Here is a 17,200-nt window from a genome sequence, read left to right on the forward strand (position 1 = left end):
TCGCGGGGGAACAGGTCAGGTGTCGGTGGACGGCGGCAGGGCGGCGGTGAGTTGGGTGCGGTTGCGGACGCCCAGTTTGCGGTAGATGCGGCTGAGGGGCGACTCCACCGTCTTGCGGGAGACGAACATCTGCTGGGCGGCTTCCTGGTTGGTGCATCCGGAACAGATCAGCCCCGCGAGACGGAGTTCATGGGCCGTCAGACTCGTGCCCGGTGTCCGCGGCGCGCGGCCGTCCGGGCCCGGCGGCAGGCCCGTGAGCCGGTTCAGATGCTCGTCGGCCAAGGCGATCCAGGGGTGGGCGTCGGCCGTCTCGAAGATCGTCCGCGCCTGCTCCCAGGCGGTGCGGGCGGCGGCGGAGCGGCGTCGGCGTCGTTCCACACGGCCGCGTACGAGCAACGTGCGTCCCTCTTCGACGGGCGTGCCGAGCGCCGCGAAGGCGCGCGCGGTGTCGTCGAGGAGTTCGACGGCGCCCTCGCTGTCCCCCTCCTGGTACAGGCACAGGGCCCGCGAACGGGTCAGGGCGGCCCGCAGCACGGCGTGGGCGGCGTGTGGTTGGACCGTGTGCTGCATGCGATCGAGCAGGGCGTGCGCGCGCAAGATCTGTCCCGACCCGGCGAAGGCTTCGACGGCGTCGGCCTGCCAGCGCAGGATGGCCGGGTCGTCGGCGCCCGACCGTTCCTCCAACTCGGCCACCTCGGCGAGCGCCGCGGCCGCCCGGTCGACGTGCCCGCCGTGCAGGTGGACGGCCCCCATGATCCACAGGCTGCGCGTGGTGTGCAGCGCGTCGTGCTCCGCGCGGGAGGCGTGCAGGGCCCGGGTCGCGTACGCCAGCGCCTGCTCGAAAGAGCCTCCGTGACTGTGGACCAGGGCGGCCGTGTACCAAGCGGGGCCCGGCGAGAGATCGGCGGTGGCGGTGATGGACAGGGCGCTGTCCGCCCAGCGCAGGGCGCGTGAACACGCCCCGAGCGCGTTGTCCACCTCGGCCAGGCTTCGCCACACCTCCGCGAGGTCCTCCGCGCCCCCGCTGCCCAGAGCCACCGGCAGCAGGTCCACCAGGGCGGCCCGTGCCTCGGCGAACCTGCCGTCGAACACGGCATGGCGGGCGGCCAGGTACTCGGGGCTGTTGCGGATCCCCATGCGTGGTGGCGCGACGGCCAGCGCGAGGGCCGCGGCCAGGGTGACGGGGGCCGACTCCAGGCGTCCGAGCACCCGTTCCATGCGGGCCGCCATCGTCAGGGCGGCGGCCTCCAGAACCACATCCGCCCCGGTGCGCGCCAGTACGGCGGCCGTGCTCGCATGCCGCAGGGCGCGTGCCGAGTCGCCCGTTGCGACATTGGCCCGGACGGCGGCCCGCAGTTCGATGGCGGCCAGCAGAGCGGGGTCCTGGCCCGCCGCCTTGCGGGCCGCCGTGAAGAGAGGCTCCGCCCCCGTCAGATCCTGACCGCATGCGTCGATGACCGCCAGCAGGGCGTTGACCTGCTGAAAAGGCGTACCGCGAGCCTCGGCGATGTCCCGCGCGGCCCGGCTCGCCAGGTCGCAGGCGCCGGCCACCGCCGCGTCGTGCGCGGCCTCGGTGAGCCGCTCCAGCCGCACCTCGCCCCGGTCGGCCGGCGTGAGCCGGGCGGCGAACAGCATGAGTTCGGCGGCGAGTCCGCTCTCGCCCGCCGTGCGCGCCGCGAGGGCCGCGGCCGCGGTGTCCCGCGCCGTGGCCGGGTCCGTGCCGTCCTGGGCCAGGGCGCGGTGCCAGGCCGCGCGGATCGGATCGCGGACGACTCCCGCGAGGGCGTGATGAGTACGACGACGTGTGCGGCCGTCCATGGTGAGAGGAGCGGCGCGGGCCAGGGCCCCGGCCGCGAACCGTACGCACGGATCCGTCACATTCCCTTGCTCCAGAGGCTGTTGAGGGACCATGAGCCCGGCCCGCAGTGCGTACCGCACATGGTCGTCGGCGTCCGGGCAGCCCGCCCGCCGCAGCAGATCGGCATCCGGGCGGGCGGTCAGGGCCGCCGTGCGCAGTGTGGTGAGAACCTCGGCGGGGACCGTGTCCAGCCAGGCGGCGGCCAGGTCCTCGGCCCGATGTAGCCGCACCGGAGGGAGACGGCCGGCCAGGGCGCCCGGACCCGCAGGGGTGTCCATCAGATCGTCGCAACAGGCGGCCAGCAGAGCACGGTGCCCGCCGCTGTACCGGTGCAGGGCCGTGGCCCAGCGAGTCGGCAGGCCCAGAGCGTCGAGAATCGCCGCGGTCTCGTCGAGGCCGGCGGCCTCCACGGGCAGCAGGGGCGGATAGCCGCCCATCAGCCGCGCGGCCCGGTCCGGGCGCCGCACAGAGCGCTCGGACACCAGCATCGAGAGCCCATCGGACGGCAGCGCCCGTGCGCAGTACCCCAGCACATCGGCGGTGACCGGGTCGAGCCATTGCACGTCCTCCACGATCAGCAGCGCCCCGCGCTGGTCCCCCAGGGCCCGCGCCGCCGCCGTACGCAGCCCCAGGCGTGCGGCCGGGTCCTCCGGCGGCACGGGGCCGGTGAGGAGCGCCCCGTCCCAGAGCTGGGCCAGTCCCGAGCAGGGCAGATCCTGATCCCCTTCCCGGGCGTGGACGCGTAGCGCGGGACCGCCGGCCCCGGCCGCCACCTCGTCCACCAGGGTCGACTTGCCCGAGCCCCATGGGCCGTGGACGGCAAGCCGCCCGTGCCGTGCCAGCAGCGCGGACGCCGAGACGACGAGGGAGCCCCACCCGCCGGGGCCCCCGCTTCCGCCGATGTCGTCGCGCGCTTGTCCGTCCACCTCCCGCACGCTAGGCCTCACTTCGCGCGTGGCCAAGGGTGCGGCTGCGTTCAGTGCGGGTGCAAGGGAGTTCCCTGATGCCCACAACTTCCCTCATCGCAGGCCGAGTTGCGCCGAATGTCCCGGAGTTCCCCGTCGGGTGGGCGGTGCTCGACTCCGACGGCGCGCCCCGCGCCCCGCAGTTCCGTCCGCCCCTGCGTCAAGGGAGCTGCCGGATGGCCAAGTACCCCCGGAAGCAGCGAGGTTGAGCCCACCTCAGTGGCCGGCGCTCGTACTTCCACGGCGCGAATCCCCGGGCTCATCCGCGCCCGCTCCGGCCTCCACCAGCACCGAAGGAGTGTGCTCCCCCCATGCGTCCTGCGAGAAATCCGCGCTTCATGACGACGGCCCTGGCCGTGCTCACCTTCGCCGGCCTGGCGGCGCTGCCCGCCCGGGCCGCCTCACCCGTCCCCGCTCCCGGCCCGTCGGTTCCGGCGGACGTGCGGGCGGCCATGGCCCGCGACCTGGGCCTGACCCCCGAGGGGGTCCGCCTTCGCACGGCCGCCGAGCACGGGGCGAACCAAGCCGCCACCACCCTGCGCGCGAGCCTCGGCGACCGGCTCGCCGGGCTGTGGTTCGACGCGGCGGACGGCCGCCTGCACGCCGACGTGACCGCCGTCGACGACATCGCTGCTGTCGAACGCGCCGGCGCCGTCCCCCGCCTCGCCCGCCACTCGACGGCCCAACTCGACGACACCACCCGCCTGATCGGCACGTGGGCCGCCCATACCGCCGGGCTGTCGTCCTGGGGACCCGACCTCCGTACCAACCGGGTCGAGGTCGTCCTGGATCCCGATCGGTCCGACGCCACGACAGCCGCTCTGCGCGGTCGACTGGCCGGGCTCGGCGATCTGGTGAAGATCACCGAATCGCGGGATGTGCCGCGCCAGCAGGGTGGGGCCGTGGTGGGCGGCGAGAAGTGGGTGCCGGGTACGGAGAGCCCGTGCTCCATAGGCTTCCCCGTCACCCGTTCCGGCGGGGCGAAGGCGTTCCTCACCGCCGGACACTGCACCAACGACGTCGACCAGCCGGCGTACGGCAAGGACGGCAGCCGCATCGGCACCTCCAACAGGAACGGCAGCGGCAGCGTCGACTCCGGTGACGGCGACTTCGGCCTGGTCGACGTGGACCAGGCCGGATGGGACCTGTCGTCGAAGGTGTCCGGCTGGGGCAAGGGCGATGTGACCCTGACGGGGTCCGAGGACGCCCTCGTCGGCACCGCCGTCTGCCACTCCGGGCAGACCACCGGCTTCCAGTGCGGTGAGGTGACGAAGGTCGACCAGACCGTCGACTACGGCAACGTCGTCATCAACGGGCTGTCCTACACCAGCGCCTGCTCCGCCGGTGGCGACTCGGGCGGAAGCTATGTCACGGCGACCGGAGGCAAGGCGGTCGGCCTGCACTCCGGTGGCGGGAGCGCCACCTGCTCCAGTGGCAGCGGTGAGAAGTTCACCATCTTCCAGCCCGTGAACGAGGCCCTGGCCACGTTCGGTGTCACGCTGTCCACCGCGTCGCCGCAACCCGGTGAGGTCACCGTCACCGCCGTCTCCGCCAGGACGAACCCCTCGGGCAGCCCGGTCGAGTTGAAGAACAGCGCCGCGGGCGGCACCGCCCCGTACAGCTGGAGCGCGACGGGCCTGCCCCCGGGGCTGGCCATCGCCCCGGCCACGGGCACCGTCTCGGGCACCCCGTCGGCCGCGGGCGCCTACACCGTCACCATCACCGCGGCCGACAGCGCGGGCAGGACGGGGTCGACCACCTTCAGCTGGACCATCACGGCTCCCGGGACCGGCAGCCCCACCCTGACCAATCCGGGAAGCCAGAACGTCTACGTGGGCCGTCCGGTCAGCCTCGCCCTGCACGCCTCGGGCGGGACCGGACCGTACACCTTCACCGCCACCAACCTTCCGGCCGGACTGAGCGTCGGCGCCGCCAGCGGAGTCATCTCGGGCACGCCCACCACCTGGGGATCGCGTACGGCGACGCTGACCGTCACCGACGCGGCCGGGAAGAAGGCCTCCGTCACCGTCTCCTTCACCGTGTGGTTCTGAGCCCGGACGACTGTTGCGTGTCCCAAGTCGGCGCAGGGGACGGGAGGTTGACGTCCTCTGCGCCTTCCGACCGCCGGCTCCGGGGGGCACCACGAGCGGCCCGGCCGCCGGTCCCGCGACGCCCTCAGCCGGTCACGGGGCCCAGGCGCAGCTCCTGGGTGGGCCAGGGCGGCGGCTCGGCCGGACCGAACCAGACCCGGACGTCGAGCCCCGCGCGCACCGGCAGCAGGGGGTAGTCGTTCTCGGCGTGCTCGGTCCGGTGCAGCGCATGCTCCGGGCCGAGGTGTCGACCGGCGTACGCGGCGAAGGCGGCGGCGTCGGACGGCCGGCAGATGGTGGCCCTCACCTCAGGGGTCCCGGGTGCCGGTGTGAAGCCCGGGCCGCGCAGCAGCAGGACGTCGTCGCTGTCGATCATGGTGGCGTTGGCGGCCTCGCGGTGCTCGCGCCAGACCGGGCCGGAGTAGAACGCCTCCAGCGAACGCCGGCGCCCCCGCATGTCGGGGAAGGAGCGGAGCCAGACGAACCGGTCGGGGTCGTCGAGGTCGCGGAAGCGGCCACCGACGCGGATGCCGACCGCCCGCTGCCCGGTCACGAACTCGCGCTCGAAAAGCTCGATCAGCGCCTCCCGGGCGCCGGGCCGCAGGGTGTACTGGCGCAGTTCGACGATGCTCATGCGCCGGGCCGCCCGGTACGCGCGAAGTCCATGATCCAGTTGAGTTCCCAGGTGCGGCCGCCGTCGGCGGAGAACTCCTGCTCCCAGCGGGCCGCGTCCGGCCCGAGGCGATACCAGACGAAGTGCACCTGGACCGGGCGGCCGCCGTAGGTGTCCTCGCCGTGGAAATCGCTGCGGTCACCCGTGAAATCGCCGACCACCGGGGGATCGAGCCGGCCGGTCCTGCTGTCCGCCCAGTGGATCGACCAGCGCTCACTGGCACGGTCGAACAACCGCAGCGTGACGCCCTGGCGGCCCAGGGTCGGAAAAGTGATCTCGTCGATGTTGCCGGCGCCCCCGAACAGCGGCCGGACCACCGCGTGCCCGGGGAACTCCACCCAGGTTCCGGGGCCCGGGTCGAGTGGTGCGGCGAGTCGGCGATTGGCCACGTCCCAGGACCCGTGCAGAAAGTCGAAAGCGTTCATGCGGCGCAGGTTAGGGGGCCTTCCCTGACATCCGCTGTCAGTGAATACTGACCGGCATGCGCGCGAGCCGGCTGGTCACCCTGCTTCTGCTGCTCCAGAACCGGGGCCGCATGACAGCCCGGCAACTGGCCACGGAGCTGGAGGTGTCCGTCCGCACGGTCTACCGGGACGTCGAGGCGCTCGGCGCCGCCGGGATCCCGCTGTACGGCGACTCCGGACACGCGGGTGGCTACCGGCTGCTCGACGGCTACCGGACCCGGCTCACCGGACTGACCGCCCAGGAGGCGCAGGCCGCGTTCCTCGCCGCGCTGCCCGCCACCGCCGCGGAACTGGGTCTCGGGGAGGCGCTGGCGACCGCCCAGCTCAAGCTGCGCGCGGCCCTCCCCGCCGAGCTGCGCGAACACGCCGGCCGGGTCCAGGGACGCTTTCTGCTCGACGCGCCCGGCTGGTACGGCGACGCCGACGACACCCCGCACCTGGCCGGGGTCGCCGCCGCCGTGTGGGAGCGGCGGGCGGTGGTGCTGCACTACCGGCGGTGGCGGTCGCCGCAGGAGATCGAGCGGCGGGTGAAGCCCTACGGGCTCGTCCTCAAGGCGGGCCGCTGGTATCTGGTGGCGGCGGGGCCGTCCGGGACCCGCACCTACCGGGTCGACCAGATCGACCAACTCCGGCCGCTGCAAGAGCAGTTCAGCCCTCCGGACGGATTCGACCTGCGCGCCTACTGGGACCGCTATCTGGCCGACTTCCGCGCGCGGCTGCACACCGGCGAGGCTGTGGTGCGCCTCACTCCGGAAGGGGCCCGTCGGCTGGGTGTGACACCCCCGCAGGACGGCGAATGGGCGGAGGTCCGGGTCCCCATCGAATCCATCGACCACGCCCACGGGGAGTTTCTGCGGCTGGGCGCCGACATCGACGTCATGGCACCGCCCGAACTGCGTGATCGCATCGCGGAGACCGTACGCACGCTGGCCACGCGGTACCGGACATGACCAGGCGGCTACCGCTTCGGCGCGCCGGATCCTCACCGAGGTCATCTGCCAAAGGGGCATGGGCTGTTGCGCCTCGGTACGGGAGTCCATGTGAGGGCCGGATGGTGCGACCGTCGGCGTCGAGGTGGGCCGCCCACCCGGTGGGGACGTGGTTGCCATGAGCCGGTGGATGCGGGATGGTTGCCGCACGGCAACGTTTCCTATGAGGGTGTGAGGTGAGGGGTTCGCCCAGCGGATCCTCGACAATTGGTGTCTTCGACCGACGCGGCAACCGACGTCAACGCACAGGCGGGTTCTCTGTGGAGCAAGGCTCCCTACCCCGTTCTGATAGCTGATGCGCACGGCGCGATCGTCCTGGTCAACGAGGCGGCGGCCGCCCTGCTGCCCGAGGCGCGCCCCGGCGCGCGGATGACGGACGCCGTCCCGGAATGGCTGGCGACGGCCCACACCGCGCTGCGCGTGCCCCACCAGGGCGACGTCGCCGCGGTCCGCTCCGGCCCCGTGGACGGCCGGATCTTCGAAGCCCACCCCACCGTCGAGGACGGCGGCACGGTCCTGTGGTGGCTGGTCGACGCCACCGATCACCGCCTGGCCGAGGAAGCACTGCGCCGAGAGCGCGAACGGACCGCGTTCCTGGGCAAGGCGTCCAACCTGTTGCTCTCCTCGCTGAACGTGGACCGCTGCACCCATGTCACCGCGCAGATGGCGGCCGAGCACCTCGCGGACGCGGCGCTCGTCGTCGCCCCGGCGCGCGGCGACCGGCTCCCCCTGGTGACCTGCCTGCGCGACGGCACTCCGGTCACCTCGGACCCCAGCGTCGACCCCGAATCCGTGCCCGGCCTCGCCGAGGCGTTGCAGGGGTTCCCGCCCGTCGCCACCCGGTGGGTCGAACCCTCCACCGTCCCGGACTGGGTCCTGCCCGAGGGATTCGGGCCGGCCGGCTCGATAGTGGTCACCCCGCTGCCCGGATACGGCGTACCGGCCGGAGCCCTGATCCTGCTGCGGCGCGCAGGGAGCGACGGATTCACTCCCGAGGAAGAGGTCTTCGCCCGGCTGTTCGCGGCCAGGGCCGGCGCGGCGATGGCGGCGGCCCGCCTCTACGCGGACCAGTCGGCGATCACCGACGTCCTCATGCGCGAGCTGCTCCCGCCCGCACTCCACCAGGTTTCCGGCGTGGACTTCGCGGGCGGCTACCGACCCTCCGAGGACCACGAGCGGATCGGCGGCGACTTCTACGACGTCCACCCCGCCATCACCGAAGGCGCTCCCTCACTGGTGGTCCTGGGCGACGTGTGCGGCAAGGGACTGGAAGCCGCGGTGCTGACGGGGAAGATCCGCAACACCCTGCACGCCCTGCTCCCGCTCGCCGACGACCACCAGCGGATGCTGCGCCTGCTCAACATGGCGCTGCTGAACTCCCATCACACCCGCTTCGCCACCCTGGTGCTCGCCTCGGCGGTACGGGAGGGCGGCTCGGTGCGGATGCGAGTGACCAGCGCGGGCCATCCGGCCCCCCTGATCGTGCGCGCCACGGGTGAGGTGCAGGAGGCCAACACCCGGGGCACGCTGATCGGCGCGATGCCCGAGGTGCACGCCGGAACGGCCGAGCTGTTCCTGGCGCCGGGGGAGACCTGCGTCCTGTACACGGACGGGTTCACCGAAGCGCGGGGCGGCCCGATGGGAGACGTCCTGTTCGGCGAGGAGCGGCTGCGGCGCGTCCTGTCCGAGTGCGCGGGCCTGCCCGCCGAGAGCATCGTGGAGCGCGTCCAGATGGTCGCCGCGCAGTGGCTCGGCAAGGGCCGGCACGACGACATGGCCATCGTGGTGGTCTCCGCGCCCCGCACCCACCACCTCAGCGCGGTGAACGGTCGCACACGGGGCAGGTTCACGGCATGAGTACGCGACTTCGCACCCCGCCTCCAGAGGCGGTGCGCCCGGACACGGTGCGCCCGGACTCGGCGCCCATGGACCTGGCACCGCTGGAATCGGCACCGCTGGAATCGGCACTGTGGGAAGCCGTGTTCGCAGGGGACGAGCACACGGCGACCGGCCTTGTGCGGCGGGCACTGGACGAGGGGCACGACCCCGAGAGCGTGCTGCTCGACGTGATCGCCAGGGTGCAGGTCAAGGTCGGCGAGGAGTGGGCGGCCGACCGGATGAGCATCGCCCAGGAGCACGCGGCGACGGCCATCAACGAACGGGCCGTGGCCGCGCTCTCGATGCACGCGGCCGTACGCACCGCCCCCGAGCGCGGGCGGATCACCGTGGCCTGCGTCGACGGGGAGTGGCACGCGCTGCCCGCCCGGCTGCTGTCCGAGGTGCTGAGACTCCGGGGCTGGCGCGTCGACTACCTGGGCGCCCAGGTTCCCGTGCCGCACCTCATAGGGCACCTGCACCGCACCGGCCCCCAACTGGTCGCGCTCTCCAGTTCCATCGCGACCCGGCTGCCCACCGCACACGCCACCATCACCGCCTGCCAGGCGGCGGGCGTCCCCGTAGTGGCGGGCGGGGCGGCCTTCGGGCCCGGCGGGCGCTACGCCCGGCTGCTCGGCGCCGACGCCTGGGCCCCGGACGCGCGCTCCGCCGCCGACCGCATCCAGAGCGACCCCCCGGCCCGTCCCGAGTCCTGCCATCAGCCGCTCGACGACCTGCCGCACCTGGACGACCAGGAGTACACGATGGTCACGCGGACGAGGACGCACCTCGTACGCGGCGTGATGCGGGGCCTGGACGATGCCTTCCCGGCCGTGCGGCACTACAGCGACCTCCAGCGGGAACGTACCGCCGAGGACGTGGCCCACATCGTGGACTTCCTCGCCACCGCGCTCTACCTCGACGACCCGGAGCTGTTCACCGACTTCATCGCCTGGACCGCCGCCGTCCTCACCGCGCGCGGTGTGCCCCTGCACAGCCTGCCGCCCGCCCTGCACATCCTGGCGGGCGACCTCAAGGACTTCCCGCGCGCGGGACGCATTCTCCACCTCGGCGCCGACCGGCTCGGCGTCGCCTCCACCGTCCCCTCTGTCCCCGCCAGGAATCACCCGTGAGCACCCTCCCCTCGAGCCATCTGAGACTGACGGCCGTCGACACCGAGACCACGGTGCGCATAGAACTGCGCGGAGACCTCGACTACGACAACGCGGACCTCCTCCTGGAGGCCGTCACCGACAAGCTGACGGCCCACCCCCGACTGCGCGATCTGCACCTGGGCTGCGCGGGCCTCGGTGCCGTCGACTCGACGGGCCTGTCGATCCTGTTGATGATCCGCCGCCGCACCGACGCGGCCCAGGTGTCCCTGCACCTGGAGGACATGACTCCGGCGCTCGACCGGCTGCTGACGATCACGGGGAGCCGGGAGTACCTCACGTCGCTGGCCGCCGACACCGCCCGCGAGAGCACCGGCTCGGAAGAGCTCCGGGCGGACACGGAGGAATGACGGCATTCGCTCGCGGGTCCTGGGCACACTCCATCGAAGCCGGACCCCGACCATCGAAGCCAGGCTCCAACCACCGGCCAGGCCCCGACAGAAGACCACCGCCCCCCGGCCACGGGACGTACCCCACGGCTGAGCACCGTGGGCGCGCCGGTAGCCTGGACGCGTGACGCGGCCCGCCCCCGTCCCACGCGGCGGATCCCTAGAAGCAGAGGTGTGAAACCGCATGAAGCGACGTGGACGGCTGCCGAGAGCACTCGGGCCGCTGGGAACGACCGGACTGGGCAACCGCCTGAAGGCAGCTCTCGAGCCGTCAACTCCCGTACGGGGAAGCTCCGTTGCACGCCTGCTGCGCAAGGCGGCCGAGCACGACGCCGTATGGCTGGGCGCGGCCACTGCACTGGGCCTTTCGGGCGGACGCAGCGCACGTCGGGCAGCGCTGCGGGGCGTCGGCTCCGTGGCGATCGTCGCCGGGATCAATCACGCCCTGGCCAAACCGGCCGCCCGCAGTTCGCGTCCTGTCCTGGACGCCCTTCCCGGGATCTTCCCCCGCCCGAGCACCGCGTCGCTGCCGTCCAACCCGATGGCGTCGGCCGCCGCCTTCGGCGCGGGAGTCGTGCTGGAGTCACCCCGCTACGGCCTGGCCGCCCTGCCCTTCGCGGCGGGGCTCGCCTACATACGGGCGCGGGGGGGCCTGGATCACCGGCGGCGTGCGGCGGCCGGGGCGCTCGTCGGCGTGGGGGCCGCCTTGCTCACCTGCCGGTGGTGGCCGGTGAAACCGGAGGCCGCGGCGGCCGCCGCGCCGCCGCGCCGCCCGGCCCCCGCGCTCAAGGAGGGCAAGGGCCTGCATCTGGTGGTCAACCCGTCCTCCGGCATCGCCTGGTCCAAGGACACCGTCGACACCTTGCGCGCCCTGCTTCCCGAAGCCTCGATCACCCTCTTCGAACCGGGCGACGACCTCTTGGCCCTGCTCGACGAGGCGGCCGTACGCGCCGTCGCCGACGGCGGGGCGCTCGGCGTATGCGGTGGCGACGGCACGGTCAACGCCGGAAGCGCCACCGCCGCCCGTCACCAGGTACCCCTCGCCGTGTTCCCCGGCGGCACCTTCAACCACTTCGCCGGGGACCTCGGAAACCAGACCATGGAGGACGTCGCCCGGGCGATCAAGGCGGGCGACGCGGTCACCGCCGACGTGGGCCGCGCCTCGTCCCCCGCGCGTCCCGGCACACCCCCCGGGCAGGGGGCACGGAAGGACGCCCCTGGCCCTTCGGCCGACGCGACCGCGAGCGGTGACCAACAGCAGCTCTTCCTCAACACGTTCAGCATCGGCGTGTACTCGGAGCTCGTCCACGCCCGGGAGCGTCTGGAGAAGCGCATCGGCAAGTGGCCCGCGCTGTTCGTGGGACTGGCCAAGGTCCTCGCCACGGGCAGCCCGCTCTCGGTCGTCATCAACGGCCGCCCCCGCCGTCTCTGGCTGCTCTTCGCGGGCAACGGGATCTACCACCCCGCCGGCTTCGCACCCACCTACCGCACCCAGCTCGACGACGGGCTGCTCGACGTACGGGCCGTGGAGGCCGGCACCCCCCTGGCCCGAACGCGGCTGCTGCTGGCCGTTCTGACCGGCACGCTGCACAGTTCCCGGGTGCTGACGACCGCCCAGGTGCGCCGCCTGGACCTCCAAGTCCTGGAGGGCGAACCGCACTTCGCGTACGACGGCGAAGTCACCGACGCCACCTACCGGCATCTGGTTCTCGACAAACTCCGCCAGGCGGTCACGCTGTACCGACCCGCCGATCAGGACCAGTGGCTGCGCTGACGCGCGGACGGCCGGGAATGCGGTAGGCCATTTCCGGCCTCCGGGCGGGGTGTTGCGCAGGTCACACGCATGCGGCGGGGGAGTGGGGGCAGAAGGACATCACGGTCCGCGTGAACGGGGCTCCCCCCTCCCCGATCCGGGCTTGCGTGCCCCGCCATCCCTCTCCCCCCCTGGGATGTGCGGGGCCGCCGCATGTCGGGGGTCAGCGGCCCAGGACGTTGCGCACGACCGTCCAGGCGAGCGCCGTGCCCAGCACGAGAAGGACCCCGCGGCGGCCGAGCGAGAGCCGGTGGCTCCGTCCGCGCAGTCCGGCCAGGGCCCAGCGGCCGTAGGCGTACCAGGCGAACGGAAGGGCGGCCAGGAGAACGGGGTTGGCACGCAGGGCGCCCCCCATGTCGCCGTGCAGCAGCGAGTACGTCATCCGAGTGCCGCCACAGGCCGGGCAGTTGAGGCCGGTCACCCAGTGGAACGGGCAGCGGGGCAGGAGTTGCGCGGGCTCATAAGGGGAGTGGCCGTAGAGATGGGCGAGGCCGGCCACCGCGACCACGGCGAGCGCGAGCGGCGCCACGGCGGAGGGCGAAAGCGGGCGGCGCCCAGGGATCAACTCCCTGGGCGCCGCCTGCCGGTTGGGCCGTTCAGCCACGCAGCACGCGGCCGTCCGCGTCCGTCTTGCCGTCACTGACGAGGAGCAGAATTCCGTCGATCAGCGCCCAGAAGCCGAGGCCGCCGCAGGTGAGGAGCTGGGCGATGGCCATGCCGGTGTGCTTGGTGTAGAAGCGGCCGATGCCGAAGGTGCCGAGGAAGAGCTGGAGCACGCCCGCCACGATCTTCGACTTGTCCGAGTACGGGCGGCCGTAGGGGTCGTAGCCGTACGGGGTCGGAGCCGGAGGCATCCCGCCGGGCTGAGGAGCTCCGTGCGGATTGGGGGACTGGGCGCTCATGAAATGTGTTCACTCTCAGAAATGGGTGACGCCCGGGGGCTGCCCGGACGCTGTTCGAACACCCTAGCCTTTACTGATCCATCATCAAAAACTGACCTGAACCAGACCTTCCCCTGCGCGGGTCTGGTTCAGGTTCGTTCCCTCAGGCCGCCCCCGATCTCCGCCGCTCGGCCGCGCGGGCCTGGCGGCGCAGCTCGGTACGTGCTGCCGGGGAGTGTCCGGCGCTCCAGTACGCGTGCCGGGCGATGCGGCAGGACAGCAAGTGCAGGCGTCGTCGCAGCACGGTTCGGAACGGGGCGAGGGCGAGCGCCTCGTATGTGCGGATCCAGTCGCGCTGCGTCTCTACGAGGTCCGGGGGGAAGATTCGCGCCATGGCTCGATTAGAGCACGTGTTCGAATTACTGCGCACCTTCGGACTCGGCGTTCGCATCGGGGAGCCGGTGCGCGCCCCCGCCCCTCCCGGACTGCCCGCCGCGCCCCTCCGTCGAGGGGGCCGTAGCGTTTCGGCCATGTGCTGGAGTGCGACGGCCGACCTCATCGCCGGTGGGGGCATCGCGGCCGTGGGCGTCGCCTCGGTGGCTTCGGCGGCTCGGCGCCCGCTCGACCTGCCCCTGGCCGCCCTGCCGCTTCTGCTCGGGGCCCACCAGATCGTCGAAGCCGTGGTCTGGCACGCACAGGGCGGCACCGGTCCCGCCACGCTGGCCTGGGCCGTCATCGCGCTGCCCCTGCTGGCGCTGTGGGTTCCGGCGGCCGTGCTCTGTGCCGCGCCGCCCGGTGCCCGTCGCCGCCTGCTCATCCCCCTGGCGGTGGGGATCGCGACGTGCGCCGCCCTTGCCCAAGCCCTGGCGACCCGTACCGTGACGGCCGAGATCCGGGGCCACACCGTCGGGTACTCCCTCGGCTTGCCATGGGCCGCTCTGATCGTGCTCGGCTACCTGCTCGCCACCATCGGCTCCCTGCTCCTGTCCGGTGACCGGAGTCTGGTCCTGTTCGGAGTGCTGGTGGGGGTCGGGGCCGCGGTGTCGTTCGCGCTGTGGCGGCAGGAGTACATCTCCACGTGGTGCGCGTTCGCCGCGCTCTGCTCGGTCGTCCTGTTGGTGTGGGTCCGGCGACGGCGTCCCCGCACACCGCGCCCCTCAGGACGGCCCACGCCGTGACGGACATGCCGGACGGGTGGCTCGCCGCCGACCCTGAGGGATGAGTGGCTCGCCGCCGGCCCTGAGGCGGGGGTCAGCGGATGCGGCGGATGCGGATCGGGCCGCGAGCCGTCGCCGGCTCGACCGGGCGCCCCGCCTGGGTGATCTCCACCTCGCCGGCCGCGACGAGGCGCCGGGCGGCGCGGCGGGCCGGCTCCATCAGGGCGCGCCAGCCGTCGTCATCCCCGTCGTACACCGCCCGCGCGGCGTCGGAAGGACAGATCGAGGCGGTCGGGGCACGGGAGTCGAGGAGATCGAGGATGGTGCGTTCCAGGCGCCGGTCCGTCTCGCGTTCACTGTCCGTCACCCCATCAGTGTCACACCGGCGCCGGCGCGCGGCAGGGCACGGCGGCCGGCTCAGTCGGCCTTCTTGTACGCGCGGGCGAGGTGGTGCTGGAGGCGGGCGTGACGGAACTGGTAGACCGCGCCCGCCTGGCGCAGCACACCGCGCCGATGGGCGTCCTCCAGGAAAGCCACGACGGACCACGGAAGCCGGCCGGTCAGCGGCAGCCAGATGCGGGAGAACACCGTCCACTGGCCCCAGGAGGTCAGACAGAACATGTACCCGAGGGCGCCGCTGAGTCCGCTGATGACCCCGAGCTTGAGCGCGGCCGTCAGATGCCACACCACCGGCCCGAGCAGCGCCGACAGGGGACCCATCATCGCCATGGACCCGAGGCCGATGAGGAGGCCGAACACCGGTGTCCAGACCAGGAGTTGGGTCACCACCGTCCGGCCGTTGGTCCGCAGCAGGCTGACCGGGTCGACGGCCGACCGGATGTCCAGGGAGGTCTCGAAGAGCGTGAGCAGACCGAGGGTGGGGCCGGTCGCGACGGCGAACATGAGGCTGTAGATGATGCCGTCCGTGAGGCTGCCGACCAGGACGTCGCGGATGTCGCCGTCGTACGCGATGCCGTTGAGCGCACCGCGTACGAATCCGTAGCCGAGCCCGAAGAGCACAGCGCCCAGCGCTCCGGACAGCAGGCGCCGCAGAACGTGCCGCAGTGATCTGCGCTGTCTGCCGCGCACTCTCATACGGACGACGGACGGCTCCACCGCCGTGTCCCTGGAGGCGACCATGAACCAGTACGCGATCCCGAACAGGAGCCCGGCCAGGGGCCCCGCCACCAGCCCGTCCACGAGCTGGTAGGCGAGCGGGTCGAAGGGGAGGCCGGCGACGCCGTCGACGACGGTGATGCTGAGGCAGACGATCAGCGCGGTCACCGAGGTCCGGGCGAGGCGGCTCATGCCGTGGCCCAGGCGCCACCATTCGAGGTTGGGGGTGTCGAGCCGGTTCAGGTGGTGGGCCAGATAGCCGAGCCAGTACCGGGCCCGTTCCGGGTCCCAGGTGTGGTGGGGGCCGCCGGTGTGACGGTCTCCGGGGCGGGGGCGGTAGGCGGCCGTGGTGAAGTTGTCGAGGAGGTGCTCCTCCAACTCCTCGGGGGTGCCGAAGCGGCGGGTGTCCAGCAGCGCCGCCGGGTCGCCGCCCGGGGTGTCGCTGTAGACGGCGCGGGCGAGGGTGACCATCAGGGGAGTGGTCAGGACCGCGGCGAGGTTGGCGGCCGCCGGGCCGGGACGGCGCTCGCGCAGTTCCCTCAGGACGGGCTCCCAGGCCGTCGCCGAGCGGTCCCGGCCACCGGACTTGCGGGTGGTGCGGGGCAGATAGGCGGCCAGGTCGTCCACGGTGAGATCGGTCAGTTCGACCGCCGCGGCCGAGGTGAGGACATCGGTCTCCTCCACCGCGGCGGCGTACTCGGAGGGACGGCTCGTCAGGAGCAACGGCAGCGTGGTGGTGTTGAGGGCTTCCAGCGCCGGGCGCCGCAGGCCGGCGGCTATCTCGTCGAACCCGTCGAGGACGGGGAGGATGTGGCCGGTCTCGACGAGGCCACCGGCCAGGGTGGTTCCTCCGGGCCCGGGGACGGCGAGACCGGGGTGGTCGCGGGTCAGCTGGGCGGCGAGCCAGTCCCGGAGGGTGAGCGCGGTCGGGTCCCAGGAGCCGACGCTGAAGATCACCGGCACGGGGTCGGCGCGGCCCCGGGACTTCAGGAGGTCCAGGACGAAGCGCACCGCGAGGATCGTCTTGCCGGAGCCCGAACGGCCCAGCACCACAAGACGCCCGGACGGGATCCGCCCGTACACGTCCACGATCGAGTCCAACTGGCCGCTGAGATCCAGGGGTTGGTGGCTGCTCCCCGGCGGCAGACAACGGATGTTGGCCCAGTGGTCGGTCAGCTCCTCGGCGACCGGCCGCCAGCGCACCGGCAGCGGGTAGGGATCGTGGACCTGGCGCCGCTCCTCCTCGTTCCGCCACCGGCCGGCCACGGTCCGAGCGACCTCGTCGGCGACACCCGCCAGCACGTGGTGCCACGGCGACACCGGCGGCACACCCGCGGCACGTTGCGCCGGGCCCGGCCCGGAGGCGTCGGCCGGAACGGTCGGTTCCGCCGACGACGGGGTGTCGTTCCCGGCCCGGCGGACCGCGGACGCCAACAACCGCTCCCGGCCCTCGGAGTTCAGGCCGAGCGCGTCCGCCAGTAAGCGGACGGTGGTCATCCGGGGGTCGGCGCGCTCACCGGTCTCCAGGCCGCGGATGGTGCGCACGCCCACTCCGGCGCGTTCCGCCAACGCGTCCTGCGTCAGGTTCGCCTCGTGCCGCAGCTCCTTCAACAGGGCACTGAACTCACTGGTCACCGGTCGGCCTTCCCCCTCGGCAGTGACGATTTCCCCAGGTGGGGGACTCTATCGCGGCCACCGGCCGTAAACGGCCGGTCGGTCGGCCTGTCCGAATCCCCGCCCCGCGGCCAACGTCGAGGA

General features: G+C 72.9%; 14 protein-coding genes and 1 pseudogene. 7 read left to right on the forward strand and 8 right to left on the reverse strand.

The annotated features are described in order from the left end of the window. Window positions 1-15: 15 nt before the first annotated feature. Entirely contained in the window at window positions 16-2,784 is a 2,769-nt protein-coding gene (locus N4G70_RS32500) for a LuxR family transcriptional regulator (RefSeq protein ID WP_261716378.1), read from the reverse strand. 350 nt (window positions 2,785-3,134) lie between these two features. On the opposite strand from N4G70_RS32500, the gene N4G70_RS32505 reads away from it, so the two are divergent. Beyond that, a complete protein-coding gene (locus tag N4G70_RS32505) occupies window positions 3,135-4,874 on the forward strand; it encodes a putative Ig domain-containing protein (protein ID WP_261716379.1) in 1,740 nt (579 codons plus the stop codon). A 124-nt stretch (window positions 4,875-4,998) separates the two neighbouring features. Here the strand turns inward: N4G70_RS32505 and N4G70_RS32510 are convergent, their stop codons facing one another. Then, window positions 4,999-5,547: an NIPSNAP family protein gene (locus N4G70_RS32510; protein ID WP_261716380.1), complete on the reverse strand. Its 549-nt coding sequence runs from the start codon at window positions 5,545-5,547 to the stop codon at window positions 4,999-5,001. Beyond that, window positions 5,544-6,011 (reverse strand): hypothetical protein, encoded by a 468-nt coding sequence (locus N4G70_RS32515; protein WP_315904323.1) that lies wholly within the window; start codon window positions 6,009-6,011, stop codon window positions 5,544-5,546. Before N4G70_RS32515 ends, N4G70_RS32510 begins: the two co-directional genes overlap by 4 nt. A 56-nt stretch (window positions 6,012-6,067) precedes the next feature. On the opposite strand from N4G70_RS32515, the gene N4G70_RS32520 reads away from it, so the two are divergent. The 5 genes from N4G70_RS32520 (at window position 6,068) to N4G70_RS32540 (ending at window position 12,249) form a co-directional block, all read left to right on the forward strand. Beyond that, a complete protein-coding gene (locus N4G70_RS32520; RefSeq protein WP_261716381.1) occupies window positions 6,068-7,000 on the forward strand; it encodes a YafY family protein in 933 nt (310 codons plus the stop codon). A 249-nt stretch (window positions 7,001-7,249) separates the two neighbouring features. Further along, the gene (locus N4G70_RS32525) at window positions 7,250-8,896 is read left to right on the forward strand and encodes a PP2C family protein-serine/threonine phosphatase (RefSeq protein WP_399037669.1); all 1,647 of its coding nucleotides are present in this window, start codon (window positions 7,250-7,252) and stop codon (window positions 8,894-8,896) included. A gap of 68 nt (window positions 8,897-8,964) precedes the next feature. Continuing rightward, the gene (locus N4G70_RS32530; protein WP_261716428.1) at window positions 8,965-10,047 is read left to right on the forward strand and encodes a B12-binding domain-containing protein; all 1,083 of its coding nucleotides are present in this window, start codon (window positions 8,965-8,967) and stop codon (window positions 10,045-10,047) included. Then, window positions 10,044-10,436 carry an STAS domain-containing protein gene (locus N4G70_RS32535; protein WP_261716382.1) on the forward strand — a complete coding sequence of 131 codons (393 nt, stop codon included), beginning with the start codon at window positions 10,044-10,046 and terminating at the stop codon, window positions 10,434-10,436. The genes N4G70_RS32530 and N4G70_RS32535 overlap by 4 nt, the downstream gene beginning before the upstream one ends. Window positions 10,437-10,659: 223 nt before the next feature. Then, window positions 10,660-12,249, forward strand: a complete 1,590-nt coding sequence (locus N4G70_RS32540; RefSeq protein ID WP_261716383.1) for a diacylglycerol kinase family protein — start codon at window positions 10,660-10,662, stop codon at window positions 12,247-12,249. 202 nt (window positions 12,250-12,451) lie between these two features. Here N4G70_RS32540 and N4G70_RS32545 read toward each other — a convergent pair whose 3' ends face one another. The 3 genes and pseudogenes from N4G70_RS32545 to N4G70_RS32555 all read right to left on the reverse strand — a co-directional run bounded on the left by N4G70_RS32545 (window position 12,452) and on the right by N4G70_RS32555 (window position 13,563). Further along, window positions 12,452-12,817 carry a DUF2752 domain-containing protein gene (locus N4G70_RS32545; RefSeq protein ID WP_261716384.1) on the reverse strand — a complete coding sequence of 122 codons (366 nt, stop codon included), beginning with the start codon at window positions 12,815-12,817 and terminating at the stop codon, window positions 12,452-12,454. A gap of 67 nt (window positions 12,818-12,884) precedes the next feature. Further along, a pseudogene (locus N4G70_RS32550) lies at window positions 12,885-13,163 on the reverse strand (TM2 domain-containing protein); the annotation flags it as partial. A 169-nt stretch (window positions 13,164-13,332) separates the two neighbouring features. Beyond that, entirely contained in the window at window positions 13,333-13,563 is a 231-nt protein-coding gene (locus N4G70_RS32555) for a hypothetical protein (RefSeq protein WP_261716385.1), read from the reverse strand. Window positions 13,564-13,699: 136 nt separating this feature from the next. Here N4G70_RS32555 and N4G70_RS32560 point away from each other — a divergent pair, with 136 nt between their 5' ends. Then, a complete protein-coding gene (locus N4G70_RS32560) occupies window positions 13,700-14,347 on the forward strand; it encodes a DUF6629 family protein (RefSeq protein WP_261716386.1) in 648 nt (215 codons plus the stop codon). A 73-nt stretch (window positions 14,348-14,420) separates the two neighbouring features. Here the strand turns inward: N4G70_RS32560 and N4G70_RS32565 are convergent, their stop codons facing one another. Then, on the reverse strand, window positions 14,421-14,693 hold the full coding sequence (locus N4G70_RS32565) for a DUF3253 domain-containing protein (RefSeq protein ID WP_261716387.1): 273 nt from the start codon (window positions 14,691-14,693) through the stop codon (window positions 14,421-14,423). 50 nt (window positions 14,694-14,743) lie between these two features. Next, complete coding sequence (locus tag N4G70_RS32570) at window positions 14,744-17,077, reverse strand: helix-turn-helix domain-containing protein (protein ID WP_261716388.1); 2,334 nt, start codon at window positions 17,075-17,077, stop codon at window positions 14,744-14,746. Window positions 17,078-17,200 lie beyond the last annotated feature (123 nt).

The sequence above is a fragment of the Streptomyces sp. ASQP_92 genome (assembly GCF_025399895.1).
Classification (GTDB): domain Bacteria; phylum Actinomycetota; class Actinomycetes; order Streptomycetales; family Streptomycetaceae; genus Streptomyces.

Coding starts and splice junctions, on each gene's coding strand:
- N4G70_RS32505 (WP_261716379.1), top strand. CDS start 3,135: ATGCGTCCTGCGAGAAATCCGCGCTTCATGACGACGGCCCTGGCCGTG.
- N4G70_RS32510 (WP_261716380.1), bottom strand. CDS start 5,547: ATGAGCATCGTCGAACTGCGCCAGTACACCCTGCGGCCCGGCGCCCGG.
- N4G70_RS32515 (WP_315904323.1), bottom strand. CDS start 6,011: ATGAACGCTTTCGACTTTCTGCACGGGTCCTGGGACGTGGCCAATCGC.
- N4G70_RS32520 (WP_261716381.1), top strand. CDS start 6,068: ATGCGCGCGAGCCGGCTGGTCACCCTGCTTCTGCTGCTCCAGAACCGG.
- N4G70_RS32530 (WP_261716428.1), top strand. CDS start 8,965: ATGGACCTGGCACCGCTGGAATCGGCACCGCTGGAATCGGCACTGTGG.
- N4G70_RS32540 (WP_261716383.1), top strand. CDS start 10,660: ATGAAGCGACGTGGACGGCTGCCGAGAGCACTCGGGCCGCTGGGAACG.
- N4G70_RS32555 (WP_261716385.1), bottom strand. CDS start 13,563: ATGGCGCGAATCTTCCCCCCGGACCTCGTAGAGACGCAGCGCGACTGG.
- N4G70_RS32560 (WP_261716386.1), top strand. CDS start 13,700: ATGTGCTGGAGTGCGACGGCCGACCTCATCGCCGGTGGGGGCATCGCG.